Annotated in this window: 14 protein-coding genes; 9 read left to right on the forward strand and 5 right to left on the reverse strand. The window is 62.2% G+C overall.

Annotated elements, in window-relative coordinates; all coding sequences use genetic code 11:
* The first annotated feature begins 91 nt into the window (after nt 1–91).
* From IFU00_14420 to corA, 4 genes are all read left to right on the forward strand, one after another.
* The gene (locus IFU00_14420) at nt 92–634 is read left to right on the forward strand and encodes a DUF4124 domain-containing protein (GenBank protein ID MBD8543476.1); all 543 of its coding nucleotides are present in this window, start codon (nt 92–94) and stop codon (nt 632–634) included.
* A gap of 11 nt (nt 635–645) precedes the next feature.
* Nucleotides 646–1,731 (forward strand): PAS domain-containing sensor histidine kinase, encoded by a 1,086-nt coding sequence (locus IFU00_14425; protein ID MBD8543477.1) that lies wholly within the window; start codon nt 646–648, stop codon nt 1,729–1,731.
* A 65-nt stretch (nt 1,732–1,796) separates the two neighbouring features.
* Complete coding sequence (gene ntrC / locus IFU00_14430; protein MBD8543478.1) at nt 1,797–3,305, forward strand: nitrogen regulation protein NR(I); 1,509 nt, start codon at nt 1,797–1,799, stop codon at nt 3,303–3,305.
* 70 nt (nt 3,306–3,375) lie between these two features.
* On the forward strand, nt 3,376–4,344 hold the full coding sequence (corA, locus tag IFU00_14435) for a magnesium/cobalt transporter CorA (protein ID MBD8543479.1): 969 nt from the start codon (nt 3,376–3,378) through the stop codon (nt 4,342–4,344).
* On the opposite strand, the gene IFU00_14440 is transcribed toward corA, so the two are convergent.
* On the reverse strand, nt 4,339–5,148 hold the full coding sequence (locus IFU00_14440; GenBank protein MBD8543480.1) for an EamA family transporter: 810 nt from the start codon (nt 5,146–5,148) through the stop codon (nt 4,339–4,341). The two genes, corA and IFU00_14440, sit on opposite strands and share 6 nt — an antisense overlap.
* Before the next feature lie 53 nt (nt 5,149–5,201).
* Nucleotides 5,202–6,818, reverse strand: coding sequence for an NAD(P)/FAD-dependent oxidoreductase (locus IFU00_14445; protein MBD8543481.1), 1,617 nt, complete (start codon nt 6,816–6,818; stop codon nt 5,202–5,204).
* Between the two features lie 581 nt (nt 6,819–7,399).
* Here IFU00_14445 and IFU00_14450 point away from each other — a divergent pair.
* Both IFU00_14450 and IFU00_14455 read left to right on the forward strand, forming a co-directional pair.
* Nucleotides 7,400–10,462: a TonB-dependent receptor gene (locus tag IFU00_14450; GenBank protein ID MBD8543482.1), complete on the forward strand. Its 3,063-nt coding sequence runs from the start codon at nt 7,400–7,402 to the stop codon at nt 10,460–10,462.
* A 621-nt stretch (nt 10,463–11,083) separates the two neighbouring features.
* Nucleotides 11,084–13,978: a TonB-dependent receptor gene (locus IFU00_14455; GenBank protein ID MBD8543483.1), complete on the forward strand. Its 2,895-nt coding sequence runs from the start codon at nt 11,084–11,086 to the stop codon at nt 13,976–13,978.
* Nucleotides 13,979–14,049: 71 nt separating this feature from the next.
* On the opposite strand, the gene IFU00_14460 is transcribed toward IFU00_14455, so the two are convergent.
* Nucleotides 14,050–14,775, reverse strand: a complete 726-nt coding sequence (locus tag IFU00_14460) for a 16S rRNA (uracil(1498)-N(3))-methyltransferase (protein ID MBD8543484.1) — start codon at nt 14,773–14,775, stop codon at nt 14,050–14,052.
* A gap of 123 nt (nt 14,776–14,898) precedes the next feature.
* Between IFU00_14460 and tkt the strand changes: the two genes are divergently transcribed.
* The 3 genes from tkt to IFU00_14475 all read left to right on the forward strand — a co-directional run bounded on the left by tkt (nt 14,899) and on the right by IFU00_14475 (nt 21,390).
* Nucleotides 14,899–16,896 carry a transketolase gene (tkt, locus tag IFU00_14465; GenBank protein ID MBD8543485.1) on the forward strand — a complete coding sequence of 666 codons (1,998 nt, stop codon included), beginning with the start codon at nt 14,899–14,901 and terminating at the stop codon, nt 16,894–16,896.
* Between the two features lie 89 nt (nt 16,897–16,985).
* Complete coding sequence (gap, locus tag IFU00_14470; protein ID MBD8543486.1) at nt 16,986–17,996, forward strand: type I glyceraldehyde-3-phosphate dehydrogenase; 1,011 nt, start codon at nt 16,986–16,988, stop codon at nt 17,994–17,996.
* 508 nt (nt 17,997–18,504) lie between these two features.
* The gene (locus tag IFU00_14475; GenBank protein ID MBD8543487.1) at nt 18,505–21,390 is read left to right on the forward strand and encodes a TonB-dependent receptor; all 2,886 of its coding nucleotides are present in this window, start codon (nt 18,505–18,507) and stop codon (nt 21,388–21,390) included.
* A gap of 104 nt (nt 21,391–21,494) precedes the next feature.
* Here IFU00_14475 and map read toward each other — a convergent pair whose 3' ends face one another.
* The gene (gene map / locus IFU00_14480; protein ID MBD8543488.1) at nt 21,495–22,262 is read right to left on the reverse strand and encodes a type I methionyl aminopeptidase; all 768 of its coding nucleotides are present in this window, start codon (nt 22,260–22,262) and stop codon (nt 21,495–21,497) included.
* 154 nt (nt 22,263–22,416) lie between these two features.
* A complete protein-coding gene (locus tag IFU00_14485) occupies nt 22,417–25,341 on the reverse strand; it encodes a TonB-dependent receptor (protein ID MBD8543489.1) in 2,925 nt (974 codons plus the stop codon).
* Between the last annotated feature and the right edge of the window lie 206 nt (nt 25,342–25,547).

Raw genomic sequence — 25,547 nt, forward strand, 5'->3', positions numbered from 1 at the left:
CCCGCGTTTTTTGTTGCTTGGGGTTTATATTCCTTGGGGTATAGTCGGGCGCATCTACAATAGCGTGCCCTTGCGACCAACCGGGATGGGAATGACAAATAGTGTGTTTCAGGCCAGTGTGGCCGTTTTTACCGCCGTGTTTGCCTCAGTGCTGCTGTGCGCCAGTGCGCAGGCGCAAATCTACCGTTGTACCGATGCCAATGGCCGGCCGCTGTACACCGACACCAAGGTCGGCAAGTGCCAGCTGATCGACACCGGCTACAGCGCGCCGCCGGCAGCCTCGGCCCCGATTCCTGCACCGCGCTCGGCGGGCGGTGGGGGCGGTTCATCCGCGTCGAATTCCGCCCCGGCGGCGGCGCCAAGCGCGGCCCAGTCGAACTTCCCGCGCGTGGACAATGTGCTGCAGCGCGCCCGCGACGACGAGCGGCGCGAGATCCTGGGCGATGAGCTGCGCCTGGAAGAACGCAAGCTCACCGACCTCAAGCGCGTCTTCAACAACGGTGAGCCGGAGCGTCAGGGCAACGAGCGCAACTACGCCAAATACCAGGAGCGCGTGGCCTCCATGCGCGACGAAATCAATCGCAGCGAACGCAATATCGAAGCGCTCAGGCGCGAGATCGGTAATATCAGATGACCCTGCCTCCGATGGCGCCACCCGTGTACGACCCGGGCAACCCGGCCCGTTATGCCGGCCTCGACTTGCTGGCCTCGGCCGTGATGATGACCGGGCCCGATGGCGAAGTGGTGTATGCCAACGCCGCCGCCGAAAACCTGATGGAGCTGTCGTTCAAGTCGCTGCAGCGCCATCGCCTGCCCGAACTGTTTACCAATGGCGCCGAGATTGGCGTGCTGATCACGCAGGCGCTGGTGCACCAGTACGCCGACCTGCGCCAGGACCTGACGCTGCAGAGGAGCGGGCGCGAACCGCTGCACGTGAACAGCATCGTCAGCGCCCTGGGCGACGGCACGGCGCTGATCGAGCTGCGCGAGAACGTCCAGCAGCTAAAACTCGACCGCGAAGAGCGCCTGATGGACCAGAGCCAGGCCAACAAGGAGCTGATCCGCAACCTGGCGCACGAGATCAAGAATCCGCTGGGCGGCATCCGCGGCGCCGCGCAACTGCTCGAACTCGAGCTGCCGCCGCACCACCTGCTGGAGCTGCAGGAATACACGCAGGTGATCATCAAGGAAGCCGACCGCCTGCAGACGCTGGTCGACCGCCTGCTGGCGCCGCACCGCAAGCCGCACATCGTCGGCGACGTCAATATCCACGAAGTGTGCGAGCGCGTGCGCAGCCTGATCCTGGCCGAATTCCCGCAGGGGCTGTCGATCCGGCGCGATTACGATGCGTCGATTCCCGAGTTTCGCGGCGATATGGAGCAGCTGATCCAAGTGGTGCTGAACATCGCCCACAACGCCGCGCAGGCCGTCGCCGGGCGCATTGCGCAGGGCGACGCCGAGATCGTTTTGCGCACCCGCGTGGCGCGCCAGGTCACGCTGGCCAAGGTCCGCTACGGGCTGGCATTAGACTTGCATATCATCGACAATGGACCGGGCATCGCGCCCGATATCCGCGACCGCATTTTCTATCCGCTCGTATCCGGGCGTGACGGCGGGAGTGGCCTCGGGCTGACGCTGGCGCAAACGTTTGTGCAGCAACACCTGGGTGTGATCGAGTGCGAAAGCCGGCCTGGACTGACGGATTTCCGGATCCTGCTGCCCCTGCCATAAGCAGGAGAGAGCGGACCGCACCGGCCAGTCCTTTATTGAATCCATGTTGCGGGAAGCACGAAACCATGAAACCAATCTGGATTGTCGACGACGATGCATCGATTCGCTGGGTCCTTGAAAAGGCCCTGGCGCGCGAAAGTCTGGAGACCCGCAGTTTCGCCAATGCGCGCGAAGCCATGACTGCCTTTGAAACCGACACGCCGCAAGTGCTGGTGTCGGATATCCGCATGCCGGGCGAATCCGGCATCGACCTGCTGCAAGCCGTCAAGGAACGCCATCCGGGCCTGCCAGTCATCATCATCACGGCGTTCTCGGACCTCGATTCGGCGGTGTCCTCGTTCCAGGGCGGCGCCTTTGACTATCTGGCCAAGCCATTCGACATCGACAAGGCCGTCTCGCTGATCCGGCGTGCGTTAGAGGAGAGTTTGCGCGAAGCGAGCGTCGAAGCGCCGCCCGCTGAAACCCCCGAGATCCTCGGCCACGCACCGGCGATGCAGGAAGTGTTTCGCGCCATCGGTCGCCTGTCGCAGTCGAATGTCACGGTGCTGATCACGGGCGAATCGGGCACCGGCAAGGAGCTCGTGGCGCGCGCGCTGCACAAGCACAGCCCGCGCGCGCAGCAACCGTTCATCGCACTGAACACGGCGGCCATTCCGAAAGACCTGCTCGAATCCGAGCTGTTCGGCCACGAGCGCGGCGCGTTCACCGGCGCGCAGGCGATGCGGCGCGGCCGCTTCGAGCAGGCCGAAGATGGCACGCTGTTCCTCGACGAAATCGGCGACATGCCGTTCGACCTACAGACGCGCCTGCTGCGCGTGCTGTCCGATGGTCACTTCTACCGCGTGGGCGGCCACCAGCCGGTCAAGGCCAATGTGCGCGTGATTGCCGCCACCCACCAGAACCTCGAGCAGCGCGTGCGCGATGGCTTGTTTCGCGAAGACTTGTACCACCGCCTGAACGTGATCCGCCTGCGCCTGCCGTCGCTGCGCGAACGCAACGAAGACATTCCTGTTCTTACGCGCCACTTCTTGGTGCAAAGTGCGCACCAATTGGGGGTGGAACCCAAGCGCATGAGCGAGCAGGCGATGCGCTTCCTGTCGGGCCTGGAGCTGCCGGGCAATGTGCGCCAGCTGGAAAACCTGTGCAACTGGATCACCGTGATGGCCCCGGGGCAGACCGTGGAGGTCAAGGACCTGCCGCGCGACCTGACCCAGGGTTCGGCGCCGCTGACAGGGAGCAGCGTGCCGAACGTGGTGCCGCTGTCCGACGGCATCGTCGGCGCCGGCGCGCTGCCGGTGGCATCCGGCGGTGGCGTCGTGCTGCAGACAGCCGGTGCGCAGTCGCCCGAAGGCTGGCTGGGGCTGCTTGAACTGCAGGCGGCCGGCATGCTGAGCGCAGGGCAGATGGACGTGATGGATATCCTGGGCCGCCAGTTCGAATCGGCCCTGATCCGTACGGCGCTCAAGCACACGCACGGGCGCAAGAACGACGCGGCCATGCGTCTCGGTATCGGGCGCAATACCATCACGCGCAAGATCGTGGAACTGGGGATCGACGGCGCGCGCGAAGAGTAGGCTGTCAGATGGCAGGGTGTTGGTGTAAAGTCCTGCATCGGCGCGCTGCGCCCGTTTCATTTTCTACTCAATGCTGATCAATTGCGTCGCCTACCAGGAAGGCAAGAAGCTGTCCGATATCCCGGTCGAGGATATCAGCGAATACATCAAGCTGGATGACACCTTTGTCTGGGTCGCATTGCGCGACCCGGACCCTGCCGACATCGCGCTGATGCAGGAAGAATTCGGCCTGCACGAACTGGCGGTGGAAGACGCGCTGCGCGGTCACCAGCGGCCCAAGCTCGAAGAGTACGGCGACTCGCTGTTCGTCGTCGTGCAGATCGTCGAACTGGTGGGTGACGAGATGTCCGTCGGCCAGTTGTCCGTCTTCGCCGGCCCCAATTACGTGCTGTCGGTGCGGCGTGACGCCAACCAGGGTTTTCTCGGCGTGCGGGCGCGCGCCGAGCGCGAACCGCACCAGCTCAGGAAAGGCGCGGGCTTCGTGCTGTACGCGCTGGTCGACGCCGTGGTCGACCGCTACTTCCCCGTGGTCGACACGCTCGAATCCGAGCTCGAATCGATCGAAGACCACATCTTTTCCATGCAGGGCAAGCAGCGCGACAATGTCGAGCGCCTGTATGACCTGAAACGCAAGGCCCAGACGCTGCGCCACGCCGTGATGCCGCTGATGGATGCGCTCGGGCGCCTGTACGGCGGGCGCGTGCCGGGCGTGGTGGACGAGACCCAGGAATACTTCCGCGACGTGCACGACCACCTGCACCGCATCGCCGGCCGCCTGGACGCCGTGCGCGACACGATCAACACCGCGATCCAGGTAACGCTGTCGATGGTGGCGATCGAAGAAAACGAAGTGAGCAAGAAGCTGGCGTCATATGCGGCGATCTTCGCGGTGTTTACCGCGTTCGCCGGCGTGTGGGGCATGAACTTCGAATTCATGCCGGAGCTGAAATGGAAGTATGGTTACCCGTTCGCGATCTTTACGATGGTGTGCGTGTGCGGCTACCTGTATCGCAAGTTCAAGCGGGTGGGGTGGTTATAGGGGCTGGCGCTTGCCAGCCGTGGCGGCCGCGCCGCCAGACGCCACGATCACCAGTACGATCGCCAGCCACTGCAGGCTGGTCAGGCGCTCTCCGAGCCAGATGAAGCCGGCCAGTGCCGCGATGGCCGGTCCGCTGCTGACCAGGATGCCGAACACCCGCTGCGGCAGGCGCCGCAGCGCCATCATCTCGAGCGAATAGGGCAGGGCGGACGACAGCAGCGCCACCGCCACGCCGCCCGCCAGCATGGCCGGCGTGAACAGCGCCATGCCCGCATGCGCCACGCCGAACGGCACTGCGAACACGCTCGCCGCCAGCAAGCCCCAGGCCACGGCCTGGCCACCGTTCAGGGTCGAGACGCGCTTGCCGAACACGATGTACATCGCCCAGCAAAATGCGGCCGCCAGCGCATACGCGATGCCGGCCGGGTCGAGCTGCGTTGCACCAGCCACCGGCAGCAGCAGCCACAGGCCGACGCCAGCGCACACCACCCAGATAAAATCGCGCGCATGGCGCGACGACAGCACGACGACCGCCAGCGGCCCCGTGACCTCGATCGCCACTGCAATCCCGAGCGGGATGCGCTCGAACGCGCGGTAGATGCACAGGTTCATCGCGCCCAGCATCAGGCCGTACACGAGCAGATTACCCACATCGGCGCGCGCCGGGCGTCCAAAGCGCCATGGCCGCACGATGGCCAGCAGGATCAGCGCCGCCAGGCCCACGCGCAGGGCAGTGACGCCTTCGCTGCCGACGGCCGGAAACAGCCCCTTGGCCCAGGCCGCGCCCGCATTGACCGACACCATCGAGGCCAGGATCGCCAGACCCGGGCCCCATGCCGCATGCCGGCCCGCCGCGTTCAACGTGGCGCCATGGCCAATGCCACCGCCTCGGCCACGCGGATGCCGTCGACGGCCGCCGACATGATGCCGCCTGCATAGCCGGCGCCTTCACCGGCCGGGAACAGGCCGCGCGTGTTCAGGCTTTGCAGGTCGTCGTTGTTGCGGCGGATGCGGATCGGCGACGAGGTGCGCGTCTCCACACCCGTCAGCACCGCGTCTTCCTTGTAGTAGCCCTTGATCTGCTTGTCGAAGGCGACAAAGGCTTCGCGCATCGCGACGATGGCGTAGTCGGGCAGCGACGTGGCCAGGTCGGTCAGGTGCACGGCCGGCAGGAACGATGGCGTGACCGAACCGAGCGACGTGGATGGCCGGCCTGCCACGAAGTCGCCCATCAGCTGGCCCGGTGCGTCGTATGTCGAGCCGCCCAGCACGAATGCGCGCGATTCGAGCTCGCGCTGGAAGGCGATGCCGGCCAGCGGGTGGCCCGGGAAATCCTCGGGCGTGATGCCGACCACGATGGCGCTGTTGGCATTGCGCTCGTTGCGCGAATACTGGCTCATGCCGTTGGTGACGACGCGGCCTTCTTCGCTCGACGCGGCCACCACGGTGCCGCCCGGGCACATGCAGAAGCTGTAGACCGAACGGCCGTTGGATGCGTGGTGCACGATCTTGTAGTCGGCTGCGCCCAGCAGCTTGTTGCCGGCGTTCGGACCGAAGCGGCAGACGTCGATCAGCGACTGCGGGTGCTCGACCCGGAAGCCGATCGAGAATGGCTTGGCTTCGATGTACACGCCGCGTTCGTACAGCATCTCGAAGGTGTCGCGCGCGCTGTGGCCGATGGCGATCGTCAGGTGGCGGGTGGGGATTTCTTCGCCGCTGGCCAGGCGCACGCCGACCACCTGGCGCACGCCGCCGGTTTCTTCGATCAGGACATCCTGCATGCGCGTGTCGAAGCGCATTTCGCCGCCCAGGTTGATGATCTCGGCGCGCATCTGCTCGACCATCTTGACCAGGCGGAAGGTGCCGATGTGCGGCTTGCTGACGTACATGATCTCTTCGGGCGCGCCGAACTTGACGAACTCGGTGAGCACCTTGCGGCCGTGGTGGTTGCTGTCCTTGATCTGGCTGTAGAGCTTGCCGTCCGAGAAGGTGCCGGCGCCGCCTTCACCGAACTGCACGTTCGACTCGGTATCGAGCTTGCGCTTGCGCCAGAAACCGAAGGTGTCGACAGTGCGCTCGCGCACGACCTTGCCGCGCTCGAGCACGATCGGGTTCAGTCCCATCTGCGCCAGGATCAGCGCAACGAACAGCCCGCACGGACCGGTGCCGACGACGACCGGGCGCGGGGTGCCGGGGGCTGGTTTGGCGGCATTGACGAACTTGTACTCGACGTCGGGGGCGGGCATCACGTGCGGGTCGCGCAGCTTTGCCAGCACGGCCTTGTCGTCGGCAACGGTCGCGTCGATCGAGTAGATCAGAACGATGGCGGATTTCTTGCGCGCGTCATAGCTGCGCTTGTAGACGGCAAAGTCGAGCAGTTCGGCGTCAGCGATGCCAAGGCGGGCCAGGATGGCGTCGCGCAGGGCGGCGTCCGGATGGTTCAGGGGGAGTTTGAGTTCGTTAATACGCAGCATGGGAGTGGTTGCTAGTGAGGCAACAAAAGTAGGACGGCAAAGGCCGTTATTTTACCCCGCCCCATCGGTGCCTGACGGTATGTCACCTAAAAAAACGAATAGTCTTTAAATCGTAAATACAAAGTATGTGTGATCTTTGAAGATTGTCACAGCCAAAGCGTGGTGGTGGTCTCCATTCGTGCCGTTTTACAACGACTTTTGTGGAACTATCGCAACGTCGAGCCGCAGAAATCCATAAAAAAATCCTGCCGCGCGCACGTCGAGAAGTGCACTGCACCAGGGAGTTTTCTGAGCTGTTTTGGTGAATGAACGCACCACGCGCGCACGCTGTCTCGTACCCACAACATTGTGCGAACGAAAATAACGAAATGCACACGTATATGCATAAAAAGTTGTTGACGCCACAACGTCCTATGCATGAACGTAGATGAACGTTCATTTTCTTTATGAAGGAAAAATGGCATGAACGTACTTACAGGGTAATGTGGGTGTACAGGGAGGGGCGCTACCGCGATCGGTGCTGGTGCGACCAACAACAGGACTGCCATGAGCGGTCCGGCAAAAAAGAGAAAGCAAATCACATGTTGAAGAAAACTGTATTAGTTCACGCATTGAGCCTGGCCTTTGGTGGCGCAGTGATTGGCATGGCTGCCATGTCGCCGGCAATGGCACAGTCGAATGCATCGGGTAGTGTCTTCGGTACCGTCGTTCCAGGCAGCAACGTGCAGGTTCTCATCGAGAATACCGACATCGGTATCCGCCGCACCCTGACCCCGGATGCACAGGGCCGTTTCGTCGCCAGCTCGCTGCCGAGCGGCACGTACCGCGTGTCCCAGTTGCGTGACGGCGCCGTCATCGGCTCGGTCAACGTCGAGACCGGCATTGGCCGCAACGGCGAAGCCATCTTCGCCGCCGCCGCACCGGTCGGCGGCGCCCAGGTCGTCCAGGTGACCGGTACCCGCGCCACCATCGACACCAGCAGCTCCGGCAGCAGCGCGACCTTCAGCGCGCGCCAGCTCGCCGCGCTGCCGATCGCCCGCAGCGTCGAAGCCATCATCCAGCTTGCGCCCAACACCACCACCGCCGACTCGCGCTTCGCAGGTGGCGCGTCGTTCGGTGGCGGCGCAGCCTCCGAGAACTCGTACTACATCAACGGTTTCCCTGTGACCAACCCGCTGACCGGCCTGGGCGCTGCCCAGCTGCCATTCGGCGCGATCGGTGAAGCGCAAGTGCTGACCGGCGGCTTTGGCTCCGAGTTCGGCCGTTCGATCGGCGGCGTGGTCAATATCGTCACCAAGAGCGGCACCAATACCTGGGAAGCCGGCGGCATCGCGACCTGGGAACCGAAATCGCTGCGCGCCAAACCGCACGATATCTACTACGCCAACACGGGCACCCCGAACAACACGGGCACCGACGGCACGCTGCGCCTGGCGCGCGCCGAAAACACGCTGGATCGCAAGGTGTATGGCGCCTACGTCGGCGGCCCGATCATCAAGGACAAGCTGTTCTTCTTTGCTTCGGCCGAACAAACCGATGTCGAGGAAGGTGTGGTCAACACCTTCCGCATCGCCACCAACAGCGGCAACGTGGGCTGGCGCGAGCGTGACACCAAGATCGAACGCTATATGGCCAAGCTCGACTGGAACATCACCGACAACCACCGCCTTGAATTCACCACGCTGGGCGACACGCCGGAAGTGAACAGTTCGGACAGCGGCTTCAATTACGCAACCCGCACCCGCAGCGGCGTTGTCAACTCGAGCTCGCGCCGCATTAACGTCGACAGCAACGGTGCCAAGATCAACACCCTGCGCTATGTCGGCAACCTGACCGACGACCTGACCGTGACCGCCCTGTATGGCCGTTCGAAGTCGCCGCACGAAAACTACTTCACCGGCTACAACCCGGACCTGTACCAGACTTCGGCGTCGCTCGACGCACGTGCCCCTGGCCTCAGCTACCCCAACCCGCAAAACATCAGCGGCAACATTCTGGCACCTGGCTCGGAAGACATCGTCGACTCGGGTCGTTTTGACGTTGAATGGCGCCTCGGCGCGCACACCCTGCGCGGCGGCTTCGACCAGACCAAGGTCGAGTCGGTTGCTGCCGGCGAATTCCGCGCCGGTGGCGGCCTGTGGACCTACTTCCGCGCCGGCACGCCGTCGGCGCAGATCGAAGGACCGAACGGTGTGCTGATCCCGTCACCAGCGAGCACCGGTACCGCGCTGGGCAACCAGGGCTACTACGTGACCCGCGATCTGTTCTCGACAGTCACGAATTCGTTCGGCGAACAAAGCGCGTGGTACCTGGAAGACCGCTATCAGGCGACCGATAACCTGCTGCTGACCTTTGGCGTGCGTAATGAGTCGTTCAAGAACCAGAACGATTCGAAGACCACCTTCCTGGAAATGAAGAACCAGTACCAGCCGCGCCTGGCTGCAGTCTGGGACGTCAATGGCGACGCCAGCTTCAAGGTGTACGCGACCATGGGCCGCTACTCGGTGCCGATCCCGACCCACATCTCGGTGCGTGGCGCTGGCCGCTCGACCTATACCGCGCAATACTACGGCTACACCGGCGTCGACGCCAACGGTGCGCCGACCGGCCTGACGCAGCTGAGCGAGCCGCTGTCGAACAACAACGAATATGGTCAGGACAAAGTTGTCGAGACCCTGGCAGCGCGCAATATGGAGCCGACCTACCAGGACGAAATTACGTTCGGCTTCGAAAAAGCCTGGTCGCCATCGCTGAACTTCGGCGCCAAGGCAATCCACCGCAAGCTGCAGTCGACCATCGATGACTTCTGCGACGTGCGTCCGTTCCAGCGTTTCGCCGCAGCCAACGGCATCGCGATCACCAACCCGCTGTTCGGCAACAGCTGCCAGACCTTCAATCCAGGTGAAGACAACGACTTCCTGGTCGACTTCTCCGGCGACACATCGAACCTCACGCCCGTCAGTCTGACTGCGGCGGACATGGGCTTCGACAAGCCGAAGCGGACCTACTCGTCGGTCGAAGCCTTCTTGGAACACCCGTTCCGCAGCGGCTGGTACGGCAAGGTGAGCTATGTATGGTCGCGCAACAAGGGCAATACCGAAGGCCAGGTGCGTTCGGATAATGGCCAGGCGGACGTTGCCGTGACGTCGTCGTGGGATTACCCCGAGCTGATGGAAGGCGCCTACGGCTACCTGCCGAATCACCGCAAGCACCAGGTCAAGGCGTTCGGCTTTTATCAGTTCAACGATGAGATCACCGTCGGTGGCAATGCGCTGATCGCGTCGGGCCGTCCGCGCAGCTGCATCGGCAGCGCCGCCAGCCCGGGCAATTCGCCGAACTATCCGAACCAGACGTTCTATTGCGGTGGCCTGCAGCGTTCGCAAAACGTCCTGACCCCACGCGGCTCGGTTGGCAGCCTGCCCTGGACCCACCGTTGGGACATGAACGTGGCCTACAAGCCTAACTTCATCAAGGGACTGCAACTGCGCGTCGATGTGTTCAATGTGTTCAACAGCCAGTCGGTGGCCAGCGTCACCGAGGCGTACAACAACGGCGTCAATGTCAGCAGCCTGTACCAGACGCCGCTGTCGCTGACTGCACCGCGTTATGCCCGTTTCTCGGTGATGTACGATCGCAAGTTCTGATCCAGTCGTTGTCAGGACAAACGCCAAACCGCCCCCCGGGGCGGTTTTTTATTGGGTTGCTTAAATACATTGTGTTGTATTTATCCAACTTTTGCGTTCACGCCCAATAATGGTGCATCGAAATAAAAACGGCGATTGCCACAGGTCAAATTCACCGCAATGCGCATCATCGTCAAAAAATTTTGATGATAAAAAGATCGTAAATACAAGATGTTGCACACCTTTAGCATTCGAATCACAGTTCCGCGGGATGCACCAGTTTGATATTGCGCCGCACCACCATTGCACTTCCCCGACTTTCAAAAAAATAAAGTGTTGTATTTCACACTCCGCATTATTGGTGCTCGGTTGACACTATTCTTGACGCCATGTTTTTATAGCTCCACTTGAATAACGTTTGGTTTCATCCAAGCACTTATTTAGGCTGATCGTCCCCAGTCAGACGTATGCATGAAAAATACTGCCGTCCAGAATGCGATAAACGGTCTACCTATTCCGGCTCGATAACACGATTCCGATGCTTGCCGGCCCAGGCGACCGGCAGGCACAAGCCTGCAGAATAGGCACTGAGCATTCTGGTGAGCAATCACCGATAAGAAAGTACGAGGAGAATCACCCATGATGTTGAAACTGAAGTCGATGCCCTTCGCGATTGCCTGCGCAATTGCCAGTGGCGCCTTGACCTGCGCAGCGCCGGCGTTTGCCCAGGCCCAGCAGGGCAGCACCGAACCAGCCGCGCAGCGCGTGGTCGTGACGGGTTCGCTGATCAGCCGCACCAACACCGAAACGCCGACCCCGGTCCAGGTGCTGACCGCAGCCGACATCCAGAAGAGCGGCAAGACCTCGGTTGCCGAGCTGCTGACCGACCTGGCCGCCAACGGCGCCGGTACCCTGGGCACCGGCTTTGCCGGCGCATTCGCCAATGGCGCATCGGGCATCTCGCTGCGCGGCCTGACCGTGGGCGCGACCCTGGTCCTGATCGACGGCCACCGCATGGCACCGTATCCGCTGTCGGACGACTCCCAGCGTTCGTTCGTCGACGTGTCGTCGATCCCGTTCGATGCCATTGAAAGCATCGAGATCCTGAAGAGCGGCGCGTCGTCGCTGTACGGCTCGGACGCCATCGCCGGCGTCATCAACATCAAGCTCAAGAAAAACCTGAACGGCACCCGCATGTCGGCCGAAGTCGGCGACACGCAGCACGGCGGCGGCAAGACCAAGCGCGCCTCGATCAGCACCGGCATCGGTGACCTCGACAACGACGGCTACAACGCCTTCATCACGGCCGAATACCGCAAGCAGAACGCGATCAAGGTCGTCGACCGCGAACAGTATGGCTACGCGAACCGCGACTGGCGCGCACGTGGTGGTAACGACCTGACCCTGGGCGTGCCGACCAACATCAACAACTTCCTGACCCCGGCCAGCAGCCCGTTCCTGTACAACGCGTCGAACCCGAACAACCCTGCTGGCGTCACCAACGTCAATAACCCGGCGAACTACCAGTTCCTCGACCCGACGAACTGCAACTTCACCAAATACCGCGCCGGCGGCTGCTCGGTGCGCGATGAACAGTCGAACATCCAGCCAGAGACCGAAAACGTCAACCTGATGATCGGCATGACGAAAAAGCTGAGCGAAGACTGGGAAGTGCGCTTCAACGGCTCGATGTTCCAGCGCGAAAGCACCAACAACCGCAATGCGGCCCCGGCAGCATTCAGCCCGACCAGCTTCAACGGCACCACGACCCTGGTCAATGGCGTGCTGACTTCGCGCGTGGGCGCCATCCCGAACACGACCTTTGCTGCTGGCGCACCGGTCGGCGCGAATATCACCAATCAGCTGGGCGCACCGGCCCGCCTGTACGGCTACATCCCGGATGTCGGCGCTGCCCTGACCACCAACAACAAGACCACCGCGACCCGCTTCGCAGCTGACCTCGTCGGTAGCGCCTATGGCTGGGACGTGAACGCTGCCATCGGTGGCACCCGCGTCAAGAGCGACCTGAACTACAGCGGCTACGTCAACCGTACCAACCTGTACACCCTGCTGCGCAATGGCACGTTCAATGTGCTGGGCAACAATGTGCCGGGCGTCGTGGATGCCGTCTCGCCGCGTTTCAGCAACGAGATCGAATCGACGCTGAACTACGCCGACCTGATCGGCTCGCGTGAACTGCTGTCGAATTTCGGCGCCGGCCCTCTGGCCTTCGCAGCCGGTGTTCACTGGCATGAGCGCAAGCAGAATGCGCCTCCGTCGAGCCTGACGCTCAACGGCGCGGTCGCCAATACGGCAGCGTTCACGATTGGTGACGAGACCAACAGCGCGGTGTTCGCCGAGCTGCAGGCCACGCCGATCAAGAACCTGGAAATCGGCCTGTCCGGCCGTTATGACCACTACGACACCTACGGCAATTCGTTCACGCCGTCGGCCAACTTCAAGTGGGCGCCGATCCAGCAGTTCGGTCTGCGCGGTACGTTCGCACGCGGTTTCCGCGCGCCGAACCCGGCTGAAGTCGGCAATGCCGGTTCGTTCTTCACGTTCAACGCGATCCGCGATCCAATCCTGTGCGCGAATGGCAGCCAGACCACGGCCGGCAACGTGCCATCGGCTTGCTCGTTCAGCCCACCGTACGTCCAGACCACCAATCCTGATCTGCAGCCAGAGAAGTCGAAGTCGTTCACGGCCGGTATCATCGTCGAGCCAATGCGCGGCCTGAACATGACCCTGGACTACTACAAGATCCAGATCAAGAACCTGGTCGTCACGCAAGCAGGTAACGATCCAAGCTTCACGCCAACCTGGGTCCGCGGTCCTGCCAACACGATCGACATCGCCACCGGTGTGGGCAACAACACGGTGCCTGGCATCCCGGTCGCCGGTCCGATCCTGTACGGCCTGTCGCCTTACATCAACGCCGGCAGCACCGAAACCCACGGCATCGAAGCGGACATCCGTTACCGCTGGCGCCTCGCCAACGACCTGGGCACTGTCAGCGCGAACCTGAGCGCAGCCCACGTCTTTGGTTATGTCACCGAACTGGGCAGCGATTCGTACCAGCTGGCCGGCACGCAAGGTCCATCGTCGGTTGGCGGCGCAACGGGTAACCCGAAAGACCGTGCGCAGTTCACCCTCGGCTACAACCGTGGCCCGCTGGACGTGACCGCCACCGTGAACTACACGAGCGGCTTCTCGACCTTCGACCCGGCACTGGGCGCGACCGACTGCGCATCGACTGCAGCCGACGTTGGTGGCCGTACCTACTTCCAGGGTCTGGTCCAGCCGATCGGCTACTGCAACGTGTCGTCGTTCACCGTCACCAACCTGAACCTGTCGTACAAGGTCACGGATAACCTGACGATCCGCGGCGCGATCCTGAACCTGTTCGACAAGGAAGCACCATACGACGTCGCCACCTACGGCAACGCCGGTGCACAAACGTCGTACAACGCTTCGCTGCACCAGCCAGGCGCAGTGGGCCGCTTCTTCAGCCTGGGCGCGAACTACACGTTCTAAGCCTGTCGCTGTATAAAAAAACCCCGCCGGCAGCGATGCCGGCGGGGTTTTTTCATGCGCTCTCTATCTACTCAGATGGCGTCCCATGCGCCTGCCAGCACGGCAAGCGCGGCCAGCCCGGCCGTCTCGGTACGCAGCACGCGCGGCCCCATCGACAGCGACAGGGCGCCGGCGGCAACGGCCGCGTCTTCTTCGTGCGGCGTGAGCCCGCCTTCCGGACCGATCAGGAGCGTGACCGCTTGTGGCCCATTCGCACGCGCCCAACCGGCCAGCGATTCGGTCGCGCGCGGACTGAGCAGGATACGGGTCGTGCCTACGCTCGCCGCCAGCCACGGTTGCACGTCCATCATCGGCAGGAGCTGCGCCAGCCGGTTGCGCCCGCATTGCTCGGAGGCCGCGACGATCACGCCATGCCAGTGTGCCTGGCGCTTCTCGAGCCGCTCGCCGGAGAGGCGCACGACGCTGCGCGCCGCCGCCAGCGGCTGGATCGCGGCCACGCCCAGTTCGACGGCCTTTTCAATGATCCAGTCCATTTTCGAGCCTTCCGGCAAGCCCTGGGCCAGCGTCACGGAGTAGGGCGCTTCGGCCTCGATCGCCTCGTGCGCGTCGATGACGGCGGTGGCGCGCCGCTTGCCGGTCTCGACCAGCGTGGCGCGGTATTGACCGCCTTCACCATTGAATAGTGTCAGCGTGGCTCCGGGCTGCAGGCGCACGACATGCAGGTGATGCGCGACCGCTTCCGGCAGCTCGATCGTGTTGCCGCTAACAAGTGGCTGAGGACAATAAAAACGCGGCATGACACTCCTGAAATCGCGGTGGACAGGGTTGCATTTTAAATCCTGGCCACATCGGTCTGGTAAAATAACGGGCTACGGCCAGCCGCAGGCCACCAGCTTTCCAATCCCTGATCCCCGATCTCCATGAAATCTACGCAAACCACCACCCTGATGGCCAACGCGATCCGCGCGCTGGCGATGGACGCTGTTCAGCAAGCCAACTCGGGCCACCCGGGCATGCCAATGGGCATGGCCGAGATCGCCGTTGCGCTGTGGGACAAGCATTACCGTCATAATCCGGCCAATCCGGGCTGGATGAACCGCGACCGCTTCCTGCTGTCGAACGGCCATGGCTCGATGCTGCATTACGCGCTGCTGCATCTGGCAGGGTATGACCTGACGATGGACGACCTGCGCGCTTTCCGCCAGATGCACTCCAAGACGCCGGGTCACCCGGAAGTGGGCATCACCCCGGGCGTGGAAACCACCACCGGCCCGCTGGGCCAGGGCATCGCCAACTCGGTCGGCATGGCGCTGGCCGAATGGCTGCTGGGCTACGAATTCAACCGTCCGGGCTACGACGTGGTGGATCACTACACCTACGCGTTCCTGGGCGATGGCTGCCTGATGGAAGGCATCTCGCACGAAGTGGCGTCGCTGGCCGGCACCCTCAAGCTCAACAAGCTGATCTGGCTGTACGACGACAACGGCATCTCCATCGACGGCAAGGTCGAAGGCTGGTTCACCGATGACACGCAAAAGCGCTTTGAAGCCTATGGCTGGAACGTGATCCCGAAAGTCGACGGCCACAGCGTCGCGGCCGTCGATGCAGCGATCGAGCAAGCCAAGACGTCGGATCGTCCAACGCTGATCTGCTGCAAGACGATCATCGGCAAGGGCGCCCCGAACCTGGAAGGTGGCGACAAGGTCCACGGCGCGCCGCTGGGCGACAAGGAAATCGCGGCCGTGCGCCAGCACCTGGTCTGGGATCCGATCCCGTTCGATATTCCTGGCGAACTGTACGAAGCATGGGACGCGAAAGAGCGCGGCGCCCAAGCTGAAGGCGAATGGAACACGATGTTCGCGGCCTACCGCGGCGCGCACCCCGAGCTGGCGAGCGAATTCGAGCGCCGCATGAAGGGCGAGCTGTCGGGTGAATTCACCAAGGCACTGGACGCCGCGATCGCGAGCTGCATCGAGAAGCAGGAAACCATCGCCACCCGCAAGGCCTCGCAAAATGCGATCCAGGCGCTGGCCGCGAGCCTGCCAGAATTTTTGGGCGGCTCGGCCGACCTGACCGGTTCGAACCTGACCAACTGGAAAGAATCGGTCGCCGTGCGTTCGGGCATCCCTGGCAACCACATCAATTACGGCGTGCGCGAATTCGGCATGGCCGCGATCCAGAACGGCGTGGCGCTGCATGGCGGCTTCATCCCGTTCGGCGCAACGTTCCTGACGTTCTCGGACTACAGCCGCAATGCGCTGCGCATGGCCTCGCTGATGAAACTCCGTTCGATCTCGGTGTTCACGCACGATTCGATCGGCCTGGGCGAAGACGGTCCAACCCACCAGTCGGTCGAGCACGTCTCGTCGCTGCGCCTGATCCCGGGCCTGGACAACTGGCGTCCATGCGATACGGTCGAATCGGCCGTGGCATGGGGCGCAGCAGTCCAGCGCAAGGATGGTCCGACGACGCTGATCTTCTCGCGCCAGAACCTGCCGTTCATGGCCCGCGATACCCAGCAGGTCGCCGACGTCGCCAAAGGTGGCTACGTGCTGCGCGACACGCCTGACGCCAAGGTCATCCTCATCGCCACCGGCTCGGAAGTCGAACTGGCCGTGAAAGCCTTCGACGCACTGGCTGCTGAAGGCATCGCCGCGCGCGTCGTCTCGATGCCGTCGACCGACGTGTTCGACCGCCAGGACGCCGCCTATAAAGCCAGCGTGCTGACCCGCGGCACGCCGCGCGTGGCCATCGAAGCCGGCATCACCGCCTTCTGGTACAAGTACGTGGGCCTGGAAGGCGCCGTGGTCGGTATCGACACCTTCGGCGAATCGGCGCCAGCGCCGGTGCTGTTCAAGCACTTCGGCTTCACCGTCGAGAACGTGGTTGCCAAGGCCAAACAAGTTATCGCAGCGTAAGCATTCGCCAGAAAACGGACTGTCCCAGTGGGATGGTCCGTTTTACTATGTTCGTTACGAAAAAGTTTTTTTTCTACTAGGAGCCAAGCATGACGATCAAAGTTGCAATCAATGGTTATGGCCGTATCGGCCGCAATATCCTGCGCGCATTCTACGAAGGCGGCAAGAAACAGGACATCCAGATCGTGGCGATCAATGACCTCGGCAATGCCGAGTCGAACGCCCACCTGACCCGCTACGACACGGCCCACGGCAAGTTCCCTGGCACCGTCACGGTGGAAGGCGACAACATGATCGTGAACGGCGATCCAATCCGCGTGTTCGCGCAGCGCAATCCTGCGGAAATCCCATGGGGCGAGCTGGGCGTTGATGTCGTGCTCGAGTGCACCGGCTTCTTCACCACCAAAGAAAAGGCTTCGGCCCACATCAAGGGTGGCGCCAAGAAAGTCATCATCTCGGCACCTGGTGGCAAGGATGTCGACGCGACGATCGTGTTCGGCGTGAACCAGGACGTGCTGAAAAGCTCGGACACCGTGATTTCGAACGCATCGTGCACCACCAACTGCCTGGCCCCGCTGGTCAAGCCACTGCATGACGCCATCGGCCTGGAAACCGGCCTGATGACCACCGTGCACTCGTACACCAACGACCAGGTGCTGACCGACGTGATGCACGAAGACCTGCGCCGCGCCCGCTCGGCCACGCAGTCGATGATCCCGACCAAGACCGGCGCTGCCGCTGCAGTCGGCCTGGTGCTGCCAGAGCTGAACGGCAAGCTGGACGGCTTCGCGATCCGCGTGCCGACCATCAACGTGTCGATCGTCGACCTGACCTTCATCGCCAAGCGTGACACCACCGTCGATGAAATCAACGAGATCATGAAGACGGCGGCCGATGGCGCGCTGAACGGCATCCTGACGTACCAGACCGAGCCACTGGTGTCGGTCGACTTCAACCACAACCCGGCGTCGTCGAACTTCGACGCGACCCTGACCAAAGTGTCGGGCCGCCTGGTGAAAGTGACGTCGTGGTACGACAACGAGTGGGGCTTCTCGAACCGCATGCTCGACACCACCGTCGCGCTGATGAACGCCAAGTAATCTGCTGGCGCTTCACTGAAAACCCGGTTGCTGCCAGCAACCGGGTTTTTTTACGCCTGTCACAGCCCAAGGGTGCCGAATTTGTGCGCGATGCGCCGTACGGTTGTGCGCATGCTGCCCCCGTTCGGCAATGCACTCGTTTGGTGCCGTTTGGCCACTACGGATAACAGAAGCGGCGTGTCATGAACCATGCTGCATGGACCGCACCTGTCTGCACAATTAATGGTCGAAATTGCGCCTTTTTGGTGTGACCGGGGAATCGTGTCCAGCGTGACGACCGATCCTGATAATTTGGCTAAAAATGAAATAGGTAATATAGATATTACCTATTTCATCGATTTATTCGAATAAAAATCGGTGTTTGAAAAAAGCAACACATCGTTAGCAAAATGAATTTTATTTATATTAATCATTTTCTTTCTTGATTCCATCTGCGAAACTTATTGCGTGTATGTACGTGTCATGCACGAGTATCTCTAATAAATATAAACGCAGAGAGAGGGAATCGATGAAGCCGCCTGTCCTGAAACACAGCGTCATTTTGGTCGCCATGGCCATTGCGACGTCCCCTTACGCGTCGGCGCAAAACGCCGGCAGCGAGGGTGCCCAGACCGTGTACGTCACGGGGTCGAACCTGAAGCGCACCGAGAAGGAGGGCACCCAGCCTATCCAGGTCATCACGGCGAAGGATATTCGCGAAACCGGCGCCGCCACGGTCACCGAGCTGATCCGTCTGGTGCCGTCGATGGGTTCGGACGTGAATCTCGACACCAATGACGGCGGGTTTTCCCGTGGCGTGTCGACCGCTTCCCTGCGCGGGCTGTCGTCCAGTTCCACGCTGATCCTGCTGAACGGCCGTCGCATGACGCCGGTCGCCTATGCCGATCCGAACGATGGCAACTCGACCCTGTACGATCTCAATGCGATTCCGCTGGCCGCGCTCGAACGCGTCGAGATCCTGCGCGATGGCGCCTCGGCCGTGTACGGGTCGGATGCGATTGGCGGCGTGATCAACTTCATTACCCGCTCGAACTACAAGGGCGCCGAACTCTCGGCGCGCGTCAGCGCCAACGATGACAACGAATTCAAGCGCAAGGGCGTCAACGTGGTTGCCGGCACGGGCGACCTGGACACCGAAGGCTACAACGTGTTCTTCACGGCCGACCTGTCCGACCGTGACCGCGTGCTGCGCGAAAACGTCAAGGACATCGAATTCGATCAGTACCGCCGCCTGTCGAAGCGCTACGCCACGCCCTATGGCAGCACGATTTCAGGCGCGCCCGCGTTCTACCGCGAAACCGCGCCAGGCTCTGGCCAGTTCACTGCGACCCGCGCCAACGCCGCCGACCGTCTGCGCCTGAGCACGAACTGCGATCCGGCGCGCCAGTTGACCGGCTCGACGGCCATGGGCCTGGCCGCGACCAGCGTCTTCGTGGACCGCACGTTCTGTAACTACAACACCAACCAGAACCTGGAGGGCACGGGCGAGGGCAAGGATGCCAGTCTCTTGAGCCGCGGCACGATCAAGCTGGGCCCGAACGTGCGCGCCTTCGTCGAGGGCGCCTACGCCCGCACCGAGCGCCTGTACACGGCCAATCCGATCACGATCAATACCACGCCGGTGACCAACTTCACGGCGACCGGCGTGGCACCGAGCTACCAGACGATCCTGCCGGCCGGCCACCCCGACAACCCGTTCCCGAATGCGCGCGCCTCGGTGGCTTACCGCTTCGAGAACGCCCCGCGCGGCACCGAGACGATCAATGAACAGGGACGCCTGCTCACGGGCCTGCAAGGTTCGCATTTCAACTGGGACTGGGAAGTGGGCCTGCTCTACAACGAAGCACGCCGCAAGGACAGCTACGAGGGCCGCCTGTACCTGCCGGTGCTGCGCCAGTTGAACGCCGGCGCCACGCTGGCGCAGCTCTCGGCCAACCCGGATCTGTTCCGCAGGACCCAGAGCGACGACAAATCGTCGATCACGCATTTCGATGTCAAGGCCAATACCCAGTTCGGCCAGCTGGGCGGCGGCGCGATCGGCGTCGCGGTGGGCGCCGAAGCGCGCCGTGAAAAATTGCAGATGGATCCTGGCGAGTTGCTGGCAACCGGTCAAATCTATGGCCTGGCCAACACCATCATCGATGGCGAGCGTGACGTCAAGTCGGCCTTCGTCGAAGTGCGCACCCCGTTCTTCAAGAATTTCGAGATGGACTTTGCCGGTCGCTGGGACAAGTACCCGGGCATCAAGACCAACTTTGTGCCGAAGGTGGGCGCCAAATGGACCGCGACCAACAGCCTTGCCTTCCGCGGCAGCTACTCCGAAGGCTTCCGGGCCCCGGCCTTGTCGCAGGTGACGCCAGGTGGCGCGCAATTCTTCCTCAGCAACCTGTATGACCCACGCCGCTGCGAAAGCGACGAAGTGACGCCGAAGCCGAACGCCACCGAAGTCGATTGCCGCAAATCGGCCTCCGGCACCGGTGGCGCCAACCCGAACCTCAAGCCGGAAGAATCGAAGAGCTATACCTTCGGCATCCTGTTCTCGCCGACCCCGAACTTCGATATCGGCCTGGACTTCTTCAAGATCCGCAAGGAAGGCGAAGTGGCGCTCGGTACGGCGTTCGATGCGCTGCGCGACGAAGACACCAATCCCGACCTGATCGTGCGCGATCAGACGCCGGCCAACTTCATCACCGATGCTGCCGGCAACCCGATTCCGGGCACCGGCCCGCTGCTGACGGTGCGCCAGCCGTGGCTGAACAAGGGTTCGGTGGAAGTGCAGGGCATTGATATTGACGTTGCCTTCCGCAAGAATCTGGGCGACTGGGGCAATTTCAGCGCCAAGCTCACGTCGGCTTACCTGCACTCGTACACGCTGCAGCAAGAGCCGGGCGACCCGGAACACAATCTGGTTGGCTACAATGCCGGTCTGGTTGACTGGAACCTGAGTAGTGGCATTGACTTGCCGCGCTGGAAAACGAGTCTGTCTGCCTCGCTGACCCGGGGTGCGCATGCCTTCAGTGCCAACGTCAATTACACCGGTCCGGTTTCGCTGCTGCGCAAGTACGACAACCAGACCACTTACGAGACGGCGTTCTGCCACTACCAGCCAGCCACCAGCCCAGGTGCGCCCAGTGCCAGCATCACCGTACCGGGTTATCTTGCTGAGTTCCCGGACTGCAAGGTCAAGGAATGGGTGCGGTTCGGCGTAGGCTACACCTACACTGGCATCCAGAACCTGTCGCTGACGTTCAACGTCCAGAACCTGTTCGACAAGGCGGCGCCGTTCGATCCGCGCTATGGCGCCACGGCCGGTGCGCCACTGGCCGGCTACAACGAAGGATTGCACAATCCGTACGGCCGCTACTTTACCGCGTCGGCCCGTTACAGCTTCTAGGCATCCACGACGATCCTTACCCGGCCTGGCCTGGCGGGTAAGAAAAAGGGCCGGAACCGCATGCGGTTCCGGCCCTTGTCCGTTGTGGCCTCAGCGGCTGCCGGTCAGCGTTTGTCCGGCCAGGGCGTCAGGATCTCGGCGCCATTCTTGGTCACCACCAGCATGTGTTCCCACTGCGCCGACAGCGAACCGTCGCGCGTCATCACGGTCCAGCCGTCGTCGAGCTGGATCACGTCATCTTCACCCATATTGATCATCGGCTCGACCGTGAAGGTCATGCCTTCCTTCAGCAACAGGCCCGTGTTCTTGCGGCCGTAGTGCAGCACCTGCGGTTCTTCGTGGTAGACGCGGCCGATGCCGTGGCCGCAGTAGTCACGCACGACCGAGAAGCCGGCGCCTTCGGCCAGCGTCTGGATCGCATGGCCGACGTCGCCCAGGCGCGCGCCCGGGCCGACGGCGCGAATGCCCGCCATCATGGCGTCATAGGTGACCTCCACCAGCTTCTTCGCTTCGGGTGACGGCGTGCCGGCAAAGTACATCCGGCTCGTGTCACCGTGCCAGCCATCCTTGATCACGGTCACGTCGATATTGACGATGTCGCCGTCCTTGAGGATGTCCTTCTCGCTCGGGATGCCGTGGCAGACCACGCCATTGATCGACGTGCACAGGGTTTTCGGGAAGCCGTGGTAACCGATATTGGCCGGCGTGGCCTTCTGCACCTTGCGGATATAGTCGTGGCAGCGGCGGTCGAGTTCTTCGGTGGAGACGCCGGGCACGACGAATTCCTTGATCATGTCCAGCACTTCGGCAGCCATGCGGCCGGCCACACGCATCTTGGCGATGTCTTTGTCGTTCTTGAGTTTGATGGTCATACGGGGAGGGAGTCAAGCGGCAGCGCCGCAGGCAAACCGCCATGATACCGCGTCGGCGCCGGACGGGCAGGGCAGGGATGTAAAAATGCCCGCCAGGCTGGGCCGGGCGGGCATTGGTCAGGACTTCAGGACAGGGTCTTGCGACCCCGGTCCATTAGAAGTTCTGGGTGTAGCGGACGTAGAAGAAGCGGTCGAGCAGCTGGTCTGCGTCGATCTTCGAAGCCGATGCCTGGCTGCTGTAGACGATACGTGGCGACTTGTCGAAGACGTTGTTGATACCGAACAGGAAGCGGCCATCCCACGAGGTCTTGTAACCAACGCTCAGGTCGTGAATCGTGACCGAACCCAGCTTGTTGGCGCCGGTACCGAACGAAGCGGTCTCAACGTTTGGCATGTTGCACTCGATGAGCGCTTCAACATCCCAGCACTGGTCCTTGACCGGGCTGTAGTAACGGAAGCCCCAGGTTGCGTTCCAGTTACCCAGCGACCAGTCGATCGACGTGTTCGACTTGACGCGGTTGTAGAAGTAGTCACCGACGTACTCTGCCCAGTCCTGATCAGCACCGCTGCGGGTACGGAACTTGTCGGTGTACGACGTTTCGTTGCGGAAGCCGAACTGGCCGTAGGCAGTACGTGGCAGGCGGTACGAAATTGCCAGGTCCAGACCTTCGGTTTCCATCTCGCCCAGGTTGGCGTTGCCGCGCGACAGGGCCGTCAGGTTACCGTTGGCAGGATCGCGACGCAGCGAGTTACAGAAGTTCGCATTGCCCTGGATGTAGCACTCGTCGACGACGTATTCAGCACCGATTGCGGTGATGCGGTTGTCGATCTTGATGTTGTACCAGTCCAGACCAACCGACAGGCCAGGCACGAACGATGGGCTGTAGACGAAGCCGATGGTCTTGGTGACTGCGGTTTCCGGGGTCAGGAACTCGTTACCAGCGCCGCTGTTGAAAGCGACCAGCGATTGGGTGCCGCTGGCGCTGGTGATCGCGCCACCAGCCTGCTGCAGCTGACGGTAGTTGACCGGGGTGCCGGTGACGCCGCCGAAGCCGGTGGCGCAACGTGCCTGCACTGCAGGGTTGCGAGCAGCTTCACCGAAGCGGGTGTCGCATGGGTCGGTGAAGGTGTCGAACGACTGCGAACCGCCGCCGGCGATATCGTCCAGGGTTGGGGCGCGGAAGCCTTCAGCCCAGGTACCGCGGAACAGCACGTCCTTGACCGGCTTGTACATGAAGCTGGCCTTGCTGTTGTTGGTCACGCCGAAGTTGCTGTAGTCCGAGTGACGGGTCGCCAGGTTGAAGCTCAGCAGTTCTGCGAATGGCTGTGCCTTCAGGACTGGGATGTTCAGCTCGGCATACGCTTCACGCACGGTGTAGCGGCCGTAGGTTGCCTGACCCGACAGGTTGGTCGAGTAGCCCGACTGCGAGAACTGGTCAGGAACGTCCGAACCCTTGACTTCGCGGTGTTCCAGGCCGACTGCCAGGCCGACTGCGCCTGCTGGCAGCTGGAACAGTTCGCCGGCCAGGTCAGCAACTGCGCTGTTGATGGTCGAGCCGTAGGTCTTGGTGCCGGTCGTGTTGACGAATGCCAGCGCTTCCGGGGTCGATGCCGATGGGCCACCCAGGATGTTGAACGGGGTGCACGATGCCAGGCCGATCGGGTTTGCCGCGGTGCCGCACTGGACGACGCCCGAAGCGTTCATGAAGGATGGGCCGAGGGCTTGCTTCAGGTTCAGCAGGTTGATGTTGCCGGTGTCGGTTGCGGTACCCGAAACCTTGTTGTGGTTGTAACCAACGCTCCAGTTCCACGCCAGATCCCGGACCGTGAAGTCGCCTTCGAGGGCGGCATCGATGTGCAGGGTGCGGTTTTCATTGTCGGTGACGCGTGGCAGCTCGATGGTACGACGCTGGAAGAACAGATCCTGGCCAAGACCGGCGCCGGCAACCTGGTTGCCGTACGGGTTGTAGTAGCTGTCCTTGTCGACATAGACCTTGTAGTTGTTCTGCGACGTCGACTGCAGCGGATAGCCGGCGATCTGACGCAGCGACTGACGCTGCGAGTACATCGCAGTGGTCTTCAGGCGCATGTCTTTTGGCAGAGCGATCTCGCCTTTGACGAACAGCGTATCGAGCTTGTTCGGCGACAGCAGGTCCATGTCCTGGGTGCTGTTGTACTTGTCTTCCTGGATTGCCGACGAGTTCGTGTGATAGTTGGCCGGGTTGCGCGAATCTGCGCCCACGCCGGAACCGTCGAACGAACCGGTGTGGTTCAGGTAGCGGTTGAAGCCGCCAGCAGCAGCGCTGGTGAGTGCGCCGCCGTTGGCTGGATTGACCGGAGCGATACGACCCCATGGACCTGCGCCCAGGCCGTCAAACGGGTGTGCCGGACCGTTCTGGAAACGGGTGATGTCACGGGTCTGGGTGCCGACACGACCTTGTTCGGTGTGCGACAGGCCAAACATCAGCGATGCCTTGTCGTCGCCTGCGCCGTAGGTCAGCGAGTAGTCTTTGTTCTTGCCGTCATTCTTTTCGTTCTGACCGTTGTAGATCGACAGCTGGCCGCCCTGCATGTTCTTTTTCAGGATGATGTTGATCACGCCTGCGATTGCGTCCGAACCGTAGATCGACGATGCGCCATCCTTCAGGATTTCCATGCGCTCGATCATTGCCGACGGGATGGTCGACAAGTCGGTGTAGCCGGCAACGGTCTGGGTCCAGCGCTTGCCGTCAACCAGCACCAGCAGGCGGTTCGCGCCCAGGTTACGCAGGCTGACGTACTGGCCGCCAGCTTCGGTGTTCGACGTCAGCGAGCCCGAACGCGAGAAGTCCGGTGCGCCTGCCGACGACAGGTTGTTCAGGACGTCACCGACGGTCACCAGACCGGTCTTCTGGATCTGTTCCTGGTTCAGGATCTGGATCGGCTGAGCCGTTTCCAGGTCAACCTGGCGAATACGCGAACCGGTCACTTCAACGCGCTGTGGCGCAGCGACTTCCTGCGCGATCGCAGCGGTCATGCCAAGGGTCATACCGCCGAGGCAGATAGCGCGGACCGAACGGGACAAGAGTGTTTCCATCATGTTGCAGAACTCCTAGGGGTGTATGCGCGGCGGGACCTGGGTAAGGACCTGCCACCGAAAAATGTCGCGGGGCGACTCGCTGAAAAACGCCAACTAATTTGGTTAAACGACTTTTCAAGTCAGCAATAAAACCATTCGGGGCGCTTCACTGTCAATGCATACGCACCAGAAGGGGAAGAATGTGACAGTTTTGTTGCAGAAATGTG

This window comes from Oxalobacteraceae sp. CFBP 8761 (assembly GCA_014841595.1).
In the GTDB taxonomy this organism is placed as follows: domain Bacteria; phylum Pseudomonadota; class Gammaproteobacteria; order Burkholderiales; family Burkholderiaceae_D; genus Telluria.